General features: G+C 48.4%; 12 protein-coding genes. 4 read left to right on the top strand and 8 right to left on the bottom strand.

Annotated features, from left to right (window positions below):
• Positions 1-165: 165 nt before the first annotated feature.
• Positions 166-4074: a phosphoribosylformylglycinamidine synthase gene (gene purL / locus LRP49_RS20175; protein ID WP_274144391.1), complete on the bottom strand. Its 3909-nt coding sequence runs from the start codon at positions 4072-4074 to the stop codon at positions 166-168.
• A 349-nt stretch (positions 4075-4423) separates the two neighbouring features.
• On the opposite strand from purL, the gene mltF reads away from it, so the two are divergent.
• Positions 4424-5941, top strand: coding sequence for a membrane-bound lytic murein transglycosylase MltF (mltF, locus tag LRP49_RS20180; protein WP_420791642.1), 1518 nt, complete (start codon positions 4424-4426; stop codon positions 5939-5941).
• A gap of 262 nt (positions 5942-6203) precedes the next feature.
• Here mltF and tadA read toward each other — a convergent pair whose 3' ends face one another.
• Complete coding sequence (tadA, locus tag LRP49_RS20185) at positions 6204-6728, bottom strand: tRNA adenosine(34) deaminase TadA (protein ID WP_274144394.1); 525 nt, start codon at positions 6726-6728, stop codon at positions 6204-6206.
• 51 nt (positions 6729-6779) lie between these two features.
• Positions 6780-7685 carry a LysR family transcriptional regulator gene (locus tag LRP49_RS20190; protein ID WP_274144396.1) on the bottom strand — a complete coding sequence of 302 codons (906 nt, stop codon included), beginning with the start codon at positions 7683-7685 and terminating at the stop codon, positions 6780-6782.
• A 186-nt stretch (positions 7686-7871) separates the two neighbouring features.
• Here LRP49_RS20190 and LRP49_RS20195 point away from each other — a divergent pair, with 186 nt between their 5' ends.
• Together LRP49_RS20195 and fghA are read left to right on the top strand one after the other, a co-directional pair.
• Positions 7872-9002: an S-(hydroxymethyl)glutathione dehydrogenase/class III alcohol dehydrogenase gene (locus tag LRP49_RS20195; protein WP_274144398.1), complete on the top strand. Its 1131-nt coding sequence runs from the start codon at positions 7872-7874 to the stop codon at positions 9000-9002.
• A 59-nt stretch (positions 9003-9061) separates the two neighbouring features.
• Positions 9062-9907 (top strand): S-formylglutathione hydrolase, encoded by an 846-nt coding sequence (gene fghA, locus LRP49_RS20200; protein WP_274144400.1) that lies wholly within the window; start codon positions 9062-9064, stop codon positions 9905-9907.
• Between the two features lie 75 nt (positions 9908-9982).
• Here the strand turns inward: fghA and LRP49_RS20205 are convergent, their stop codons facing one another.
• The 4 genes from LRP49_RS20205 to guaB all read right to left on the bottom strand — a co-directional run bounded on the left by LRP49_RS20205 (position 9983) and on the right by guaB (position 17106).
• Complete coding sequence (locus LRP49_RS20205; protein WP_274144402.1) at positions 9983-11539, bottom strand: AbgT family transporter; 1557 nt, start codon at positions 11537-11539, stop codon at positions 9983-9985.
• A 438-nt stretch (positions 11540-11977) separates the two neighbouring features.
• A complete protein-coding gene (locus tag LRP49_RS20210) occupies positions 11978-13537 on the bottom strand; it encodes an AbgT family transporter (protein WP_274144404.1) in 1560 nt (519 codons plus the stop codon).
• Between the two features lie 369 nt (positions 13538-13906).
• Entirely contained in the window at positions 13907-15460 is a 1554-nt protein-coding gene (gene guaA, locus LRP49_RS20215; RefSeq protein ID WP_274144407.1) for a glutamine-hydrolyzing GMP synthase, read from the bottom strand.
• 182 nt (positions 15461-15642) lie between these two features.
• Positions 15643-17106 carry an IMP dehydrogenase gene (gene guaB, locus LRP49_RS20220; RefSeq protein WP_274144409.1) on the bottom strand — a complete coding sequence of 488 codons (1464 nt, stop codon included), beginning with the start codon at positions 17104-17106 and terminating at the stop codon, positions 15643-15645.
• Positions 17107-17270: 164 nt separating this feature from the next.
• Between guaB and xseA the strand changes: the two genes are divergently transcribed.
• Positions 17271-18599 (top strand): exodeoxyribonuclease VII large subunit, encoded by a 1329-nt coding sequence (gene xseA, locus LRP49_RS20225; protein ID WP_274144411.1) that lies wholly within the window; start codon positions 17271-17273, stop codon positions 18597-18599.
• Positions 18600-18629: 30 nt separating this feature from the next.
• Here xseA and LRP49_RS20230 read toward each other — a convergent pair whose 3' ends face one another.
• Complete coding sequence (locus LRP49_RS20230; RefSeq protein WP_274144413.1) at positions 18630-18863, bottom strand: zinc ribbon domain-containing protein; 234 nt, start codon at positions 18861-18863, stop codon at positions 18630-18632.
• Positions 18864-19467: the final 604 nt, after the last annotated feature.

Here is a 19467-nt window from a genome sequence, read left to right on the forward strand (position 1 = left end):
CACGTTTCACGACGAAAACCCTCGTCACGGGGAAACGCATCCAGCTGGAAAATCTACAGCCGGCACACTTTACCCTTTCACGATAACCAGAGGCAATGGCATTAAAAAGCCGCTACCCAAAGGTAGCGGCTTGTGTCACAAGTTTGGACTTTCCAGCTTGCTGAATTAACCCAATTTCACACGCGCATTGCGGAACATGCGCATCCACGCGCTGTCCTCACCCCAGTTATCTGGGTGCCATGAGTTAGCGACAGTACGGAACACGCGCTCTGGGTGCGGCATCATAATGGTGACGCGACCGTCAGTCGTTGTCAGGCCAGTAATACCGTTTGGCGATCCATTCGGGTTCGCTGGGTAGGCTTCCGTCACCTTGCCGAAGTTGTCGAGGTAACGAAGTGCAACCGTGCCTGATTGCTCAATCGCCGCCAAATGCTCAGCATTACGCACTTCTACACGGCCTTCACCGTGAGATACCGCGATTGGCATATGAGAACCCGCCATACCACTTAAGAACAAGGATGGGCTTTCCTGCACTTGTACTAAGCTAAAGCGCGCTTCAAAACGCTCTGATTCGTTGCGAACAAATCGCGGCCACAAGTCAGCACCTGGGATAAGCTCGTGCAGGTTAGACAGCATCTGACAACCATTACACACACCCAGCGCGAAAGAATCGCCACGGTGGAAGAAACGTTCAAACTGATCACGCGCCTGCTCATTGAACAGAATCGACTTTGCCCAACCTTCGCCGGCACCCAATACGTCACCGTAAGAGAAGCCGCCACATGCCACCAGACCATTAAACTCTTCCAGTGATACGTTGCCCGCCAACACGTCACTCATGTGAACGTCTTTCGCGTCAAAACCTGCACGGTCGAACGCCGCAGCCATTTCTACGTGAGAGTTCACGCCTTGCTCACGCAAGATAGCCATTTGAGGACGCGCGCCCGTTGCAATAAACGGTGCCGCGACATCTTCCTGAACATCAAACGTCAGGCTTGCAGACAAGCCCGGGTTGGTCACGTCTTTCTTGGCGTCAAACTCTTGCTCAGCACACGTAGGATTGTCACGCATTGCCTGCATTTGGTAGGTAGTTTCTGCCCAAATGGTGCGAAGTTCTGTTGCGTTCTGATCCAGAACCAGTGCATCGCCATTCCAGATACGAACCGCATCGTCGTCGCTCAAGGTACCAATCACATGGCTACACGCTTCGAGACCGTGAGCAGACAAAGTTGACAACACCGCATCCAGCTCGTCAGCACGCACCTGAATGACTACACCCAACTCTTCGTTAAACAAGGCAGCAAGATCGTCAGTGCATTCACCGTTTGCAGACAGGGTATTGATGTCCACTTCTACACCGGTGTGGCCAGCAAATGCCATTTCTGCCAGCGTGACGTAAAGACCGCCATCACCACGGTCATGGTAAGCCAGCAGTTTCTCGTCGCGAACCAGTGCTTGCATCGCATTGAAGAAGCCTTTCAGTAGCTCAGGGCTGTCTACGTCAGCAGGTTTGTCACCCAGTTGCTTGTAAACCTGCGCCAGTGCGGTTGCGCCCAAGCGGTTTTTGCCTTGCCCCAAATCCACCAGCAACAGTGCGCTATCACCTTTGTCAGTGCGAAGTTGCGGCGTCACTGTCTTGCGAACGTCTTCAACACGGCCAAATGCTGTAATGATCAGAGAAAGCGGAGAGGTATTTTCTTTCTGCTCGCCGTTCTCTTCCCAGCGGGTTTTCATAGACATAGAGTCTTTACCCACCGGAATCGTCAAATCAAGCGCAGGACACAGTTCTTCACCAATCGCTTTAACCGCTTCGTAGAGACCAGCATCTTCACCCGGGTGACCCGCAGCCGCCATCCAGTTAGCAGACAGCTTAATGCGTTTCAGGTCGCCAATATCTGAACAGGCAATGTTTGTCAGCGACTCAGCCACCGCCAGACGTGCAGACGCTGCGAAATCCAACAATGCTACAGGCGTACGCTCACCCATGGACATCGCTTCACCATGGTAGGTGTCATAGCTTGCAGCAGTCACCGCACAGTTCGCCACTGGCACCTGCCATGGACCCACCATTTGGTCACGCGCTACCAGACCGGTTACCGTGCGGTCACCAATAGTAATAAGGAAGGTTTTCTCTGCTACAGACGGTAGGCGAAGGACACGTTGAGTCGCATCTTCGACCGAGATACCGTCACGCGAAATTGCCTGACCTTCTACTTTCAAAGAGGTCACGTCACGGTGCATCTTCGGTGGCTTGCCAAGCAAGATATCCATTGGCATATCAATTGGCGTGTTGTCGAAATGGCTGTCTTCCAGCGTCAGGTGACGCTCTTCAGTTGCCTCACCCACAACCGCATACGGTGCGCGCTCACGCTTACAAATCGCGTCGAACACATCCATATTTTCAGCCGCGACGGCCATAACATAACGCTCTTGCGATTCGTTACACCAGATTGCCAGCGGGCTCATGCCCGGTTCGTCATTAGGCACATCACGCAGCTGGAACTTACCGCCACGCTCGCCATCATCCACTAGCTCCGGCAAGGCGTTAGAAATACCGCCTGCGCCCACATCGTGGATAAAGGCAATCGGGTTTTGGTCACCCAACTGCCAGCAGCGGTCAATCACTTCCTGACAACGGCGTTCCATTTCTGGGTTTTCACGCTGTACAGAAGCGAAGTCCAGATCTTCTGTTGATTGGCCTGATGCCATTGACGATGCTGCGCCCCCGCCCAGACCGATATTCATCGCAGGGCCGCCAAGAACAATCAGCTTCGCGCCGACAGGGATTTCTTTTTTCTGAACGTGCTGGTCACGGATATTACCCATGCCGCCCGCAATCATGATTGGCTTGTGATAGCCACGCACTTCTTCGCCGTTGTGCGACGCCACTTTCTCTTCATAAGTACGGAAGTAACCCAGAAGGTTAGGACGACCAAACTCGTTGTTAAATGCCGCGCCGCCCAATGGGCCTTCCAGCATAATATCAAGAGCATTAACGATGCGGTTTGGTTTGCCGAAATCGGTTTCCCAAGGTTGCTCAAAACCCGGAATACGCAGGTTGGACACGGTGAAACCCACCAGACCTGCTTTTGGCTTACCACCAATACCGGTCGCGCCTTCATCACGAATTTCACCACCAGAACCTGTTGATGCGCCAGGCCATGGAGAAATCGCGGTTGGGTGGTTGTGCGTTTCTACCTTCATCAGAATGTGTGCTTCTTCCTGATGGTAGTCATACTGACGTGATTCAGGGTTCGGGAAGAAGCGTCCCACCTCGGAGCCAACCATAACAGCGGCATTATCTTTATAGGCAGACAATACGTATTCGCTGTTGTGCTCAAAGGTATTTTTGATCATTTTGAACAGGCTCTTGTCCTGATCAACACCATCAATTGTCCAGTCAGCATTAAAAATCTTATGACGACAATGCTCAGAGTTTGCCTGTGCAAACATCATAAGCTCAATGTCATTTGGGTTACGGCCCAATTTAATGAAGCTTTCCACCAAATAGTCAATTTCATCATCCGCGAGCGCAAGACCCAGCTCAACGTTGGCTTTCTCCAGCGCTTCACGGCCTCCGTTTAGCACATCCACTGCCGTCATTGGCGCAGGAGTTGCCGCTTTGAACAAAGCCGATGCATCATCAAGTTGGTTAAATATCACTTCCATCATGCGGTCGTGAAGCAAGCTTACAAGCTGCTTCGCTTGGTCTTCAGACAAGTCGCTCGAAAGTTCAACGTAGTAGGCTGTACCACGCTCAAGGCGTTTAATTTGGTTAAGACCACAGTTGTGAGCAATATCCGTGGCTTTTGAAGACCAAGGGGAGATCGTGCCAGGACGAGGTGTAACGAGGAAAAGGGTACCGGTAGGTGCATGTTCTGCAATGGTTGGCCCGTAAGTAAGCAGGCGATCCAGTTTCTGTTGTTCTACAGTGTTCAGCGGTGCGCTGACATCTGCAAAGTGAACAAACTCTGCGTAAAGGCTAATAACGGGTAAATCATTCGCCTGACAGCTTTCCAGCAGTTTATTGACTCGAAATTCGGACAGAGCGGGGGAACCACGCAAAATTTCCATGTGCGTACGTCTCTCGGTTAGCGGTGAATTAAAGTAGCATTGGCCTAACTTCCTGATTTTAATTTGATAAAATCAGAGTCAAAGCCACGGCAATACCACTTTTACTTGCTTCGGGGCGGTATTATAGGGGAAAAAAGTGAGCGACGTAACACTTGACGCAACCGTTTGCGTAACTTTTTTTCGCGAACGTTCACGACATAAAAAATAAAGCCCGTAAAGCAAGAACACTGCGCCACAACTTTTCGCTGCGACCGAGCTTTGGTATAACTGACTTCTAACGATAACAAGTGAGCATAACTTTTTGAACGGTAAAGCTGTAAAACGAATATCTCGACTGCTTGCTGGCACCATGATGGTGCTCTTGATTGCAGGGTGTGAATGGAAATATGACGACAGAACTGTCTTGGAGAAAATCCGAGATCGCGGTGTTCTTCGTGTCGGCACACTCAACAATCAACTTTCTTACTATATCGGCCCAAACGGACCAACCGGATTGGACTATGAATTAGCCACCCAGTTTGCACAAAGCCTGGGGGTGAAACTTGAAATGCAACCCGCGTACACCTTATCGGGTCTTTTCCCTGCGTTGGATCGTGGTGACGTCGATATCATTGCTGCTGGCCTCACCATTACTGCGGACAGACTAGAACATTTCCGTCCTGGTCCGGCGTATTACTATGTCAGCCAACAATTGGTGTACAAAAATGGTCACTGGCGTCCGCGTAATCTCACCGAATTGAACAAAGACGGTGCGCGTGTCGCGGTTGTTGAAGACTCTAGCCATGCGCTTACATTGAACGGCATTCAACGCCAATACCCAGATTTGGTGTGGGAAAGCGTCAAAGATACCGACGATGACGAACTGTTAAAGCAAGTCGCCGATGGTGTCTTGGACTTTACCATTGCCGATTCTGTCGATATAGCACTGGTTCAACGCACGCACCCTGAAATTACCGTAGCGATGGAGCTCACTGAAGATGAACCCGTCGCCTGGTTTATGAAAAAAGCGCAGGACGACAGTGTGTATGCACTGATGATCGAGTTCTTTGGTAAGAAAGCACAAAGCGGTCAACTTGCAGCGATGGAAGAGAAATACTTCGGTCATGTAGATAGCTTTGACTTTGTAGATACCCGCGCCTTCTTGCGTGCTATCGACAACCGCTTACCAAAGTGGGAGCCGCTGTTTAAGAAGTATGCCAACGAGTTTGACTGGCGTTTATTAGCAGCACTGTCCTATCAGGAATCGCATTGGAACCCTCGTGCGGTATCACCAACCGGTGTGCGCGGCATGATGATGTTGACCTTGCCTACGGCCAAATCCGTTGGCGTGAAGAACCGTTTGGATCCAGAGCAAAGTATCCGTGGCGGTGCTGCTTACTTAAGCCAAATGTTGCGCCGTGTACCAGACAGCGTGAACGAGCATGAGAAAATTTGGTTTGCACTCGCCTCATACAACATTGGTTTTGGCCACATGATGGATGCAAGACGCCTCACCAAGGCACAAGGTGGCAACCCAGACTCGTGGGCCGATGTGAAGCAACGTCTGCCATTACTGGCAAAGCGTCAATACTACAAACAAACACGCTATGGCTACGCTCGTGGCTATGAGGCGTTGAGCTACGTTGAAAACATTCGTCGCTATTACCAAAGCATTGTTGGCTATGAGCAAGAAAAGGCTCAGGCGATCCAAGCTGATTTGAGTGAGAACCTTGAAAGCTTGCAAACCATTACTGTCGAAGCACCGACAGAAACAGGCGGAGAAGCGGTGTTGACGGAAACCGAAGCGGTGGAAGAGCCAAAAACGGATGTCGCTGAAAAAGGGGAAACTGACGTTAGCGACAAAAGCGAAAGTAACAAAGGCAACTAGACTTGTCATAGTGTGTTAACAATCGCAAGTTATAACCTGTTAAGTCAGGTCTTCGAGAAGCGCAGCACTGGCTGCGCTTTTTCTTTAAAAAGGATTAGAAAACGATGTTTGCCAACAAAAGAAAAGTACAGGCGAATTTCTCACGCAATTCGAGTGCGGCGTCGAATCGCCGCAAGCGTATGAGAAACGTAAATTTGAAGAAAGTGCTGTGGCGTCAACGAACCTTTGCAATTCGCGAGTTCGCCATGATGGATGATAATTTCTAACGAGTAGGCGTTGAGTCGCCATTGTCGGAAGCCTTACGCGCTTCTTTGTCCGCTTTTTTCTCAGCACGACGACGACGGAAAAACGCTTGAAGTTGTTCGCGGCATTCCGCTTCCATCACGCCACCTTGGTATTGAACGTGGTGGTTAACACCGTCGTAGCTTAGCAAATTCATGATACTGCCCGCCGCGCCCGTTTTCAGATCTGGTGCCCCATAAACCACTTTTCCGATACGGCTATGCACCATGGCTGACGCGCACATTGGACAAGGCTCTAACGTGACATACAAAACGGCATCCAGAAGTCGGTAGTTCTGCAACACCTTTCCGGCTTGGCGCAAAGCCATCATTTCAGCATGAGCCGTAGCATCGTGTTGACCAATCAACCGATTCCAGCCCTCACCTATTACTTTGCCATCATGCACTACCAACGCACCAACGGGCACTTCACCTTCCGCTTCTGCGCGTGAAGCCAATTCAATGGCGCGTTGCATAAATTGCAGGTCTGTATCGCTCTGTGTCACTGACTTTTCCTGAACATACTTAAACGTTGCGGAGTATAACCTTAATTACATCTACGCTGGCACCTGCTTTGCGCTGTTTGTGCTCATTTCTGTCAGGTTTTCTGCCAAAAAATCCACCAGCAATTTCACACGAAGTGGTTGCAGGCGGCGGTGCGGGAACAAAGCCCAGATCCCTTCTTCCATATCCTGATGCGCATTCAGGACTTTGACTAACTCTCCCGAAGTGAGGGCTTCTTGCAGGTAATAATCTGGCAGTTGAATTAAGCCAATTCCTCGAATGGCTGCATCAAGCAATGCCAATCCACTATTACATCGCAGCGTTCCGCGAATCCGGACCGAGCGTTCCTTGCCATTTTCTCTGAATCGCCAATAGTCGTGCTGACCCAAAAGGCAATTAAATTGCGACAATTCTGACAGTGTATGCGGCGTCCCATTTATCGCTAAATAGTCCGGAGAACCACATACGATCAGCTTGCGTGTAGCTAGGCGCTTACACACCATGGAGGAATCGTTCAAACGTCCTAAACGAATCGCAAAATCACACCCAGAATTGATGAGATCCAACGGTAAATTTGTCAGGTCCACATCGACCTGGATCTCCGGGTGCATCTGCATAAAATCTAGGATCAACGGCATGATCATCTTCTCGCCGTAAGTCACAGGCGCGGTCAATTTAATATGGCCGCTCGGCGTTTCACGCAATTGCGTGACTGCGCTTTCTGCTTCTCTTATACCGTCAGCCAGCATGCGGCAATGTTGATAGTAAATATCCCCTTCTTCTGTCGTAGAAACACGACGTGTCGTTCTGAAAAAGAGTCGCGTATTTAGCCTATCTTCTAGGATGGCGATTTGTCTGCTCACATGCGCGGTCGAGGTTCCCAACCGCTGCGCTGCTTTGGTAAAACTGGCGGTCTCAACAACGGCCAAAAACTCAGAAATACCCTGCCAACTCGTCATTATTACTCACCAGTAAAAGTTAATTGCTGGGATTATGGATTATCACTTTGAGAGAAACAAATAAACTATGCCCCATAGCGCAACGCAATTCCGCATTGTCACAGAAGTGGACAAACGGAGCTTTTCAATTTCTCCTACGGTTAGTCAATGAGTAAGACTGACCTAACGCGACAGAGGATACAGCCAATGGCAGATCAATTTATTAAATCTCGTGCAGCGATTGCGTGGGAAGCAGGCAAGCCACTGAGCATCGAAGAAGTAGACGTAATGCTACCGAGAGCGGGCGAAGTACTGGTTCGAATCACTGCTACAGGTGTTTGTCACACTGATGCCTTTACGCTGTCAGGTGATGATCCTGAGGGAATCTTCCCTGCTATCCTTGGCCATGAAGGTGGCGGTATTGTTGAGCAAGTTGGTGAAGGTGTGACCAGTGTTCAGGTCGGTGACCACGTTATCCCTCTTTATACACCTGAATGTGGCGAGTGTAAGTTCTGTAAGTCAGGTAAAACCAACCTGTGTCAGAAAATTCGCGAAACACAAGGTAAAGGCCTGATGCCAGATGGCACCACACGTTTCTATAAAGATGGCCAACCTATTTATCACTACATGGGCTGTTCAACGTTTTCTGAGTACACCGTACTGCCAGAAATTTCTCTGGCGAAAGTGAACAAAGAAGCCCCTCTTGAAGAAGTGTGTCTTCTGGGTTGTGGTGTTACAACAGGCATGGGTGCAGTACTTAACACTGCCAAAGTACAAAAAGGCGACACCGTTGCTGTCTTTGGTTTGGGTGGTATTGGTCTTTCAGCCATCATTGGTGCAGCAATGGCAGGCGCAAGCCGCATCATTGGTATCGACATCAATGAAAGCAAATATGAACTTGCGAAGAAACTGGGCGCGACTGATTGCATCAACCCAACCAAGTTCGATAAGCCTATTCAAGACGTCATTGTTGAAATGACTGACGGTGGTGTGGATTACTCGTTTGAGTGTATCGGTAACGTGAACGTTATGCGTTCTGCACTTGAGTGCTGCCACAAAGGCTGGGGCGAGTCAGTCATCATCGGTGTTGCCGGTGCAGGCCAAGAAATCTCTACCCGTCCATTCCAATTGGTGACAGGTCGTGTATGGCGCGGTTCTGCATTCGGTGGTGTAAAAGGCCGTTCAGAGTTGCCAGAAATTGTAGAGCGTTACATGGCTGGCGAATTTAAGCTGGATGATTTCATCACACACACCATGGGGCTTGACCGCATCAACGAAGCATTTGACCTGATGCACGAAGGTAAGAGTATTCGTTCAGTTATTCACTACGACAAATAATCTTCCCTAAAAAGTAAACCGGTGCAGGCTTCAAAAAAAAGCCTGCTTTGGAGCCCAATATGAGTCTAGAAAATAGCAGTAGCAATCGCAGCTTTGGTGGCTGGCATAAACAGTACACGCACACCTCACGCACTGTTCATTGTCCGATGCGTTTTGCGATTTTCCTGCCCCCTCAAGCATCGGAGTCTAACAAAGTGCCCGTGCTTTATTGGCTGTCGGGACTGACTTGTACAGATGAAAACTTCATGCAGAAAGCGGGGGCGCATCGCGTTGCCGCAGAGCTTGGCATTGCCATTGTCGCGCCCGATACAAGCCCACGCGGCGACAGTATCCCTGACGACCCAGACGGTGCGTACGATTTCGGTATTGGTGCAGGCTTCTATCTGAACGCGACCGAGGCTCCGTGGAATCGCTACTATCAAATGTACGATTACGTGGTAAAAGAGCTTCCAGCTATCGTGGAAGGCCATTTTCCTGTCAGCAATGTCAAAGCCATCTCAGGCCACAGCATGGGTGGTCACGGCGCATTAACCATTGCATTGAAAAATAGCGATGCGTATCGTTCTGTGTCAGCATTTAGCCCTATCGTTAATCCTGCTGTCGTCCCTTGGGGAGAAAAAGCCTTCACCAACTACTTGGGTGAAGACCGCTCAACCTGGCTTGAGTATGACACCTGCGCGCTGATTGCAAAGACAGAGAACCACGTACCTATGTTGGTGGACCAAGGTGACGCAGACCAATTCTTGCATGAGCAATTAAAACCGGAAAATCTGGTGAGTGCAGCAAAAGATGCAGGCTACGCATTAGAACTTCGGATGCAAGAAGGTTATGACCACAGTTATTACTTCATCTCTAGCTTTATCGAAGACCACCTTCGATTCCACGCTGAACACCTGAAGAAGTAGCAATTGATCGCTAACCTAATGGTATAAAAAAACCCGGCTAAGCCGGGTTTTTCATTTCAACGTCAGCACCGAGAATTAGAAACCCAGTGGAATGTTGAAGGTAAAGAATGCAATCAACAGACCCGTCCACACTGTCAGGAACGCTGCCGAGTAAGGCACCATCATCGCAATCACATCACCAAACGTCAGCTCAGGCTTGTACTTACGCATGAATGCCAGAATAACACCCGCATAGGTCATCATCGGTGTGATGATATTTGTTGATGAGTCAGCAACACGGAATGCGGCAGAAACTACGTCTGGTGTCATGTTCGGGTTAACTTGGTAAAGCATTGGGATAAAGATTGGGCCCAATAGCATCCACTTCGATGTCAAACCACCCACGAACAAGTTGATGATCGCTGTCGTAATGATAAAGCCAATGATCAACAGGGTTGGGTAGTTTTCCAAGCCCAGCGCAGACAAAGACGTCGCACCCAAGTAAGTGATGTAAACACCCAGACCTGAGTAGCTCAATACCGCCAGGAAGTTATGGCTGAAGAAGGTCAGAACCAGAACATAACCGAAGGTGTTCATCTGCTTAACCATGGCGTTAACCACGTCTTGCAGCGACTTGAATTTGCCCGTGCTGTAACCAAAACAAATACCCGTGACTGCAAACACCATTGCGATCAGCAGAATAACGTTGTTCATGTATGGCGTTACGGTACGGCCAGCAGCATCTGTGTACGGAGCCAGAGGACCCATCGCCAATGCAACAATCGCAGCCAGAGATGCAATCAGACCTAGACCTGCAGCACGCAGACCTTTTTGCTCTTCAGTGCTCACGGCAAAGTCTTTCTGCTCCAGATCTTCTGGAATGATGTAAGACATTTTCTCAAGGCGCGGCGCAACGAAACGCTTAGTGACCCATGCACCCAGAATCGCCAGCATAAACGTAGAGATTGCGATGAAGAAGTAGTGCATTGTCGCTGGGTTCAGCTCAACACCGTCTGCGGTAGTGAACGGTACGCCCTGCGCTTCAGCAAATACACGTGCATTCAGACCAACGATTACGTCAATTGGCGTTGCAGGAATAAGGTTTGCACTAAAGCCTGCTGATACACCCGCGAATGCCGCCGCCATACCGATCAGTGGGTTTTTACCCACACCTGCGTAAAGCATACCCGCCAGCGGGATCAGTACCAGGTAGCCTGCATCTGTTGCGATTGAGCTCATGATACCCAGGAAAATCAGCAGCATTGGCAGCCATTTTTCGTTCAGCTTCAAACCAACACGTTTGATCACCGCACCCAGAAGACCTGAGTTTTCAGCGATACCAACACCCAGCATAACAACGAGGATAACGCCCAATACGCCATGACCGAATTTCAGCCAGTTTTCCAGAATCGCGTTGTCGAACATCCAGCGAACGTTTTCAGTTGCCAGCATGCTTTTAACGGTGTGACTAACAGGTTGACCATCTGCACCTGTTGTTTGGAATTCCATGCCACCGATAAGACCCGTTAGTGCCAGAGCACCAACAAAAAGGAACATAAAAATGATAACGGGATCGGGGATCTTTTTACCAACACGTTCAATGAACGCAATCGCGCCGCTCTGCTGAGGCGCTCCTTGTGAAACTTGACTCATTTCGTACCACCTATTCGATGAGTGTTTCCGAAATCACCACACTTTGTTATTTCGAGTGAGACGTCGGAGGTATCCGTAATTTTTCGACTCGAAATTAGCAAATGTTTATAGCAGTGTAAAACACCAAAAAATCACAGCACGCAGCATTTAATGTCATGCAAATGGTGGCTATATAGTGAAACATTCATGATTGGCGTACTTTTCAGCGTTATATATGAGTGATTAGAAATAAAGCAGATGATAAAACTTAGTAATATTTTTTTTACGATATTTTATTGTATATAAATTCGTTTTATTAGTGTTATGAATATGTAGCACGAGGAATCCACCTCTTTAGGCATCGATGTACAATCAAACAAACTGCGAAGTGTTGCATCAAAGGACAGACAAAAAAAAAGCCCTGCACAATGGCAGGGCTTCGTATCAGTCACTTAAGAATTACATCTGGTAAGTGTAAGGTGCTTGGATACCCAGAGGGATGCCCAGAGCCCAGTACGCCAGCAGGAACAAGCTCCAGCCGATCAGCATTGCAATCGAGTACGGCATCATCATAGATGCCAGAGTACCGATACCTGTGCTCTTCACGTAACGTTGACAGTAAACAACCACCAGCGGGAAGAACACCATCAGAGGTGAAATGATGTTAGAAACAGAGTCACCTACACGGTAAGCCGCTTGAGACAGTTCTGGAGAGATACCCAGAGCCATCAGCATTGGTACCAGGATTGGACCAATCAGAGCCCACTTCGCAGATGCAGAACCGATCAACAGGTTCACACACGCTGTCAGAAGAATCATACCAATGATGGTCAGCTGACCTGGCATGTTCAGTGCTTTCAGGAATGCCGCACCTTCCAATGCCAACAGAGTACCGATGTTCGACTGGCTGAATGCAACCAAGAACTGCGCACAGAAGAATGACATTACCAAGTAGCTACCCATGGTAGACATGGTGGTGCTCATCGCCTTGATGATATCGCTCTGGCTTGCAAACGTGCCCGCTACACGACCGTATACAACGCCCGGGATAACGAACAGGATGAAAATCAATGGAACAATCGACTTCATCAGCGGTGCAGAGAACGCCGTCAGTTCGCCTTCTGGAGAACGCAGTGCTGAAGTCTCAGGGATCAGCGCAACAACCAGAACCACGATACCCGCCAGCATTGCCAGACCTGCACGGTTGAAAGCTTTACTTTCGATTGCAGAGAAGCTGCCCAAATCCGGTGCTTTTTCTGCATCTTCGTCGATTGGCAGTTTGCTTAGACGAGGCTCGATGATTTTCTCAGTAACGTACCAACCGATAGCCACGATCAAGAATGAAGACATACCAGTGAAGTAAAGGTTAGCCAGTGGGTTAACCACGTAGTCTTTATCCAGAACCTGAGCTGCAGACTGCGTGAAGCCCGCTAGCAGTGGGTCGATGCCCGCTGGGATAAAGTTTGCAGAGAAACCACCTGATACGCCTGCGAACGCTGCCGCAATACCTACCAGAGGGTGACGACCCGCTGCGTGGAAGATAATACCACCCAGTGGAATAACCAGTACGTAGCCCGCATCAGCCGCAGTGTGAGAAACGATAGCAACCAGAATCAGTGCTGGTGTCAGCAGTTTCTTCGGCGTTACGTTCAGCATCTTCTTCAGACCAGTGGTAATGAAGCCAGATGCATCAGCGACACCCACACCCAGCATTGCAACCAGAACGATACCCATAGGCGCAAAGCTAGTGAAGGTCGTTACCATGTTAGCGAGGAAATTCGCTAGCGCAGTACCCGTAAGAAGGTTATTGATTTCGACAGCCTGACCTGTAACAGGGTGTACCAAGCCAAAATCGACTTGAGAAAGAACGGCGGACAGAACCCAAACAATCAATAAACCGTAAAAGAACAGAAGCGCTGGATCAGGGATCTTGTTCCCTGCTTTCTCAATCCCATTGAGAAATTTATCCATTGCGCTTTTTGGCGCATCTGGAACGTTATCCATAGCATGGTTACTCATATAAAAAGCTCCATGGTTAAAAGTGTGTTTGCATCGTTTATGGCTTTTTAGGAACAAAAGTCACAACGACGTAATAATTATTCAGCAGAACAAAATACACGGATTTAATTTATTTGGTAGTCACAAATAACATTCAAAACACGTATAACAGCGCAAAAATTCAAAAGGAACACACAATAAAAACATGGAATAAACAAGATGATTTCACGAAAATAACATGAGGCACATTTTTGTTACGCCTCAAGCATCCGGTCAGTATTCGCCAAGAAAATCCAACAAAGCGTCACGCTATTGAGAGAGGAAGTGAATTGGATACAGGTAAGAAAAAAGGCACGCAAAGCGTGCCTTTCAAATTCAATCAGTTGGGTATTATTCCCACTCGATAGTCGCTGGCGGCTTACCAGAGATATCGTAAACCACACGGCTGATGCCATTCACTTCGTTGATGATACGGTTTGAAACCTTACCCAAGAAGTCGTATGGCAGGTGCGCCCAGTGCGCGGTCATAAAGTCGATGGTTTCTACCGCACGCAGAGAAACAACCCAATCGTACTTACGGCCGTCGCCCATTACGCCAACAGAGCGTACTGGCAGGAACACGGTGAATGCTTGAGACACCTTGTTGTACAGGTCAGCTTTATGCAGTTCTTCAATGAAGATAGCATCCGCACGACGCAGCAGGTCACAGTACTCTTTCTTGATTTCGCCAAGAACGCGTACGCCCAGACCAGGACCTGGGAACGGGTGACGGTACAGCATGTTGTACGGCAGACCCAATTCCAGACCAATCTTACGCACTTCATCTTTGAACAGCTCTTTCAGCGGCTCAACCAGGCCCATTGCCATTTCTTCTGGCAGACCACCCACGTTGTGGTGAGATTTAATAACGTGTGCTTTACCGGTCTTAGACGCTGCAGATTCGATAACGTCTGGATAGATGGTACCTTGCGCCAGCCATTTCGCATTCTTCAGTTTCTTCGATTCTTCATCGAATACGTCAACGAACACGTGACCGATTTTCTTACGCTTCGCTTCTGGATCAGAAATACCTTCCAGCGCGTTAAGGAAACGATCTTCCGCGTCAACTTTAATGATGTTTAGGCCAAATTGGTCACCAAACATTTCCATTACTTGTTGGCCTTCATTCAAACGAAGCAGGCCGTTATCAACGAATACACAGGTTAGTTTGTTGCCAATTGCACGGTGCGCCAGCATCGCAACAACAGAAGAGTCCACACCACCAGACAAGCCAAGGATAACTTCGTCATCACCCACTTGCTCTTTAATACGAGCAACTGCATCTTCGATGATTGACTCAGCGGTCCATAGACGCTCACAACCACATACGTTCAGTACGAAGTTTTCCAGCATCTTCAGGCCATTTTTGGTGTGCGTCACTTCTGGGTGGAACTGAACGCCGTAGTATTTTTTCTCTTCATTTGCCATCGCAGCGTAAGGACAGGTGTCTGTTTGCGCGATTTTCACGAAGTCAGATGGGATTTCGACAACTTTGTCACCGTGGCTCATCCAAACATCTTGAGTGGCTTCAAGGCCAGCAAACAGTGCTGATTCACCAGTCACTTGTACTGCTGCATAACCAAATTCGCGCTCGTCAGAACCCGCGACTTTACCGCCGAGTTGCTCTGCCATGGTTTGCATGCCGTAACATACACCAAATACTGGCACGCCAGAGTCGAATACATATTGAGGAGCACGTGGAGAGTTAGCTTCTGTCACACTCTCAGGGCCACCAGATAGGATAATGCCGTCTGGATTGAATTCACGAATATCCGCTTCATCTACATCCCAGCTCCATAGCTCACAGTACACACCGATTTCACGTACGCGGCGTGCGACTAGTTGAGTGTATTGAGAACCGAAGTCCAAAATTAGAATGCGTTGGTCATGGATGTCTTTAGTCATTTTGAGCAGTCTTATCGTTAACGCCAGCTAAGCTATATCGCTTGAGAATACCCAAACTGTATGGGTGTTCTGTCCTAATGCTGTGGTTATGGGTTATGAAAACGAGGCGAGTTTACTCGCCTCTTATCAGTGCTTCAAGAAAAAAAGCAAACGTTTACGTCAGGGGTGTTCTATCGGAGAAATTAGCCGCGACGGTAGTTTGGTGCTTCTTTGGTGATCTGTACGTCATGCACGTGAGATTCCGCCATGCCCGCACCTGAAATTACAACAAATTCAGCTTTAGTACGCATTGCTTCGATCGTTGCTGAGCCAGTAAGACCCATGCTTGAACGCAGACCACCCATTTGCTGGTGAACGATCTCTTTCAAGTGACCTTTGTATGCAATACGGCCTTCGATACCTTCAGGAACAAGCTTGTCTGCCGCGTTATCTGATTGGAAGTAGCGATCAGAAGAGCCTTGAGACATTGCGCCCAATGAGCCCATGCCACGGTAAGACTTGTATGAACGGCCGTTGTATAGGATCACTTCGCCTGGTGCTTCTTCTGTACCCGCAAACATAGAGCCAACCATGACACATGATGCGCCAGCAGCGATTGCTTTACAGATATCACCCGAGAAACGGATACCGCCATCAGCAATAACAGGAATGCCGTACTCATTTGCTACTTCAACAGCATCAGCAATCGCGGTGATTTGAGGAACACCCACACCTGTAACGATACGGGTAGTACAGATAGAGCCAGGGCCAATACCCACTTTAACTGCACTCACACCCGCTTCAATGAGGGCTTTCGCACCAGCACCCGTTGCAACGTTGCCGCCAATGATGTCGAGATCAGGGTATGCTTCGCGTGTTTCGCGAATACGGTTTAGTACACCTTCAGAGTGACCGTGTGAAGAGTCAATAAGCAGAACGTCAACACCTGCTTCAACCAGTGCTTTTACGCGCTCTTCATTGCCTGCGCCAGCACCCACTGCCGCACCGACACGCAGACGACCTTGCTCATCTTTACAAGCGTTTGGTTTGGTTTCGGCTTTGTGGAAATCTTTTGCGGTGATCATACCGGTCAGTTGGAAGTCATCATTCACAACCAGTACTTTCTCAACGCGAGCTTGGTGCATTTTTTCTTGCACTTCTTCGCGACATGCGCCTTCTTTCACACACGCCAGACGCTCTTTAGGCGTCATAACAGCAGAAACTTTCTTGGATAGGTCAATTACAAAACGAACATCACGACCCGTAATGATACCAACAAGCTCGTTACTCTCAGTGACGACAGGGAAACCTGCAAAGCCATGCTTTTTGGTAAGTTCAACAACATCTGCGATTGTCGCATCTGGGTGAACCGTTACTGGGTGGGTGACAACGCCAGCTTCAAAGATCTTCACTTGGTGAACCATCTCTGCTTGCTGTTCAATTGACATATTTTTATGGATGAAACCAATGCCGCCTTCCTGCGCCAGTGCAATAGCCAAACGCGCTTCAGTCACTGTGTCCATAGACGCAGAAATCATTGGAATATTAAGGGAGATATTTTTTGTTAGTTGGGTACGTAAGTCAGCAGTGTTCGGTAGAACGGTAGAGTGTGCTGGAACCAGCAATACATCATCAAAAGTCAGGGCTTCTTTAGCTATTCTTAACATTGCAATATCTCACGCAAAAATAAAATACGGGGGTTCAAAATATTGCAGCCGGATTATACTGACCGCGCAAACGTTTGGCTACAGATTTTTACGAAAACGTTTGGTATAAAATTTGGCGAGCTTTACCATTAATTCATCATCTTGAAATCCAAGGTTTATTTCACATGACTCTCTCCAACGAAAACATCTACACCGTTTCCAGACTGAATGCCGAAGTACGCCTTCTGCTAGAAAACGAAATGGGGATCGTCTGGCTAGTTGGCGAAATATCAAACCTCACGGTGCCGGTTTCCGGCCACTGGTACTTCACCCTCAAAGACCGCCAAGCCCAGGTTAAATGCGCCATGTTTCGCGGAAATAACCGTCGTGTGACATTTAAACCTGTCAACGGCAATCAAGTGTTGGTGAGAGCCAGACTGTCATTGTATGAGCCAAGAGGTGATTACCAGATCATCGTTGAAAGTATGCAGCCAGAAGGTGATGGCATGCTTCAACAGCAGTTCGAAAAACTAAAAATGCAGCTTTCTGCAGAAGGATTGTTCGCAGCGTCAACCAAGAAGCCCCTTCCTGAACAACCCAAGCGTGTTGGTATCATCACCTCAAGTACTGGGGCAGCATTGCATGACATCCTGCATGTTCTAAAACGCCGAGATCCTAGCCTTCCTGTTGTCATCTACCCTACTCAGGTGCAAGGCAAAGATGCCGCCATTCAGATTGCTCAGGCGATTGGCCGCGCCAACAGTCGTGATGAATGTGATGTGCTGATTGTGGGGCGTGGTGGCGGGTCGCTGGAAGATTTATGGTGCTTTAACGAGGAAATAGTTGCTCGAACTATCGCAGCAAGCACCATTCCCATTGTAAGTGCTGTTGGTCACGAAGTGGATGTCACTATCGCCGATTTCGTTGCAGACGTTCGCGCCCCTACCCCTTCGGCTGCCGCGGAGCTTGTTAGCCGTGATACCTCACTGCGCTCGCAACAGCTTCTACAACGCACGGATAAACTTGCGCACCGTTTTGAGTCACAGTTGTCGTTCTACCGAGACAAGCTGACACGCTTACAGCACCGCCTGACACTTCAACACCCTCAGGCGCGCTTGCAGCAGCAAGCTCAACAGTTCGATGATTTAGAATACCGACTGAATCTGGCCATGCGCACTAACCTGCAACGTGAAGCACAGCGTATTGATCGCTTGAGCCAGAAGCTTGAACACTATTCGCCAGTATCTCGCATTCGCAGCGACAAGGTGAACCTTGCCCACACGCAGGAAAAACTGATTGAGGCCATGAAGCGACAGCTTCGACAACAACAGCATACATTGGCTTTACACATGGAAACGTTAGATGCGGTTAGCCCTCTGGCGACATTGGCACGCGGTTATTCAATAACTCGTGATGCACAAGGAGCCGTGATCCGATCAGGCGAAGCTGTAAAAGAAGGGGATCTGATCTCCACCACCGTTGCAGACGGAGAGATCCGATCTCGCGTTATTTAAACGACGCAATGATCAATGAAAACGGTGTCTTTAAGACACCGTTTTTTGTTCCTCAAACACTGTTTTAACGCTGGAGCGCGATTTTAGCTCGTTGCAGCTATGGCAGAAGTAACTTGTTGCACCACACGCTTGCAAACGCTCTACCTGCGCATCACATGCTAAACAAAAGCCTTGTTTAATAAACGTTTTATCACAGCTTTGGCATTCATAAACACCATTCTTCCAATTCAATGCCTTCCCACAAACTGGGCATGTATTTTCCATTTCCTTTACTCCAGAGAAACCTATCTCGCAGCTTTCCCGTCAAGATATGCTTTATGATCTTTTCTTGGCTATTCTAACGGTAACACTGTCAAAAAATGAACAGCATCTTGCTGGATCCTACAATGATCGTCAGATCGCAGCTTTATAGGGATCCGATCAGCGATCTACCCCCAAAAGAATATTTATCAATACAAGTCCCGAAAGCATAAGTTACATGTTCTGCATTTGGATTTTTAACGCTATTAAATATCGATAGTAACTATAATATACAAACAATGCAGAACTTTATAAATAGAAGGTGCATTGTTAGCCGCGCAATAAATGTTCTTTGTGTCCTAGAACGATATTTCCTGCCAAAACACCCATTTTATGTGATGAGGATCAATATTTATTTGTAATATGAAACTCTGATCTGTCGCCAAACTATGCAGATCAGCACGTACTAACGCGCGGATCTGGTGGGATTACGGGCAAAATAGAGTGAACGCATTCGGAAGAATGCTATTTTGTATAAATTACATGAGGTGAATTTCAATTTACTGCACAGAACAAACAACACCCTCTATTCGCCCATTATCAGATACAAAAAAGCCGACCATATGGT

It is taken from the genome of Enterovibrio qingdaonensis, assembly GCF_028683135.1.
Taxonomy (GTDB): Bacteria; Pseudomonadota; Gammaproteobacteria; order Enterobacterales; family Vibrionaceae; genus Enterovibrio; species Enterovibrio qingdaonensis.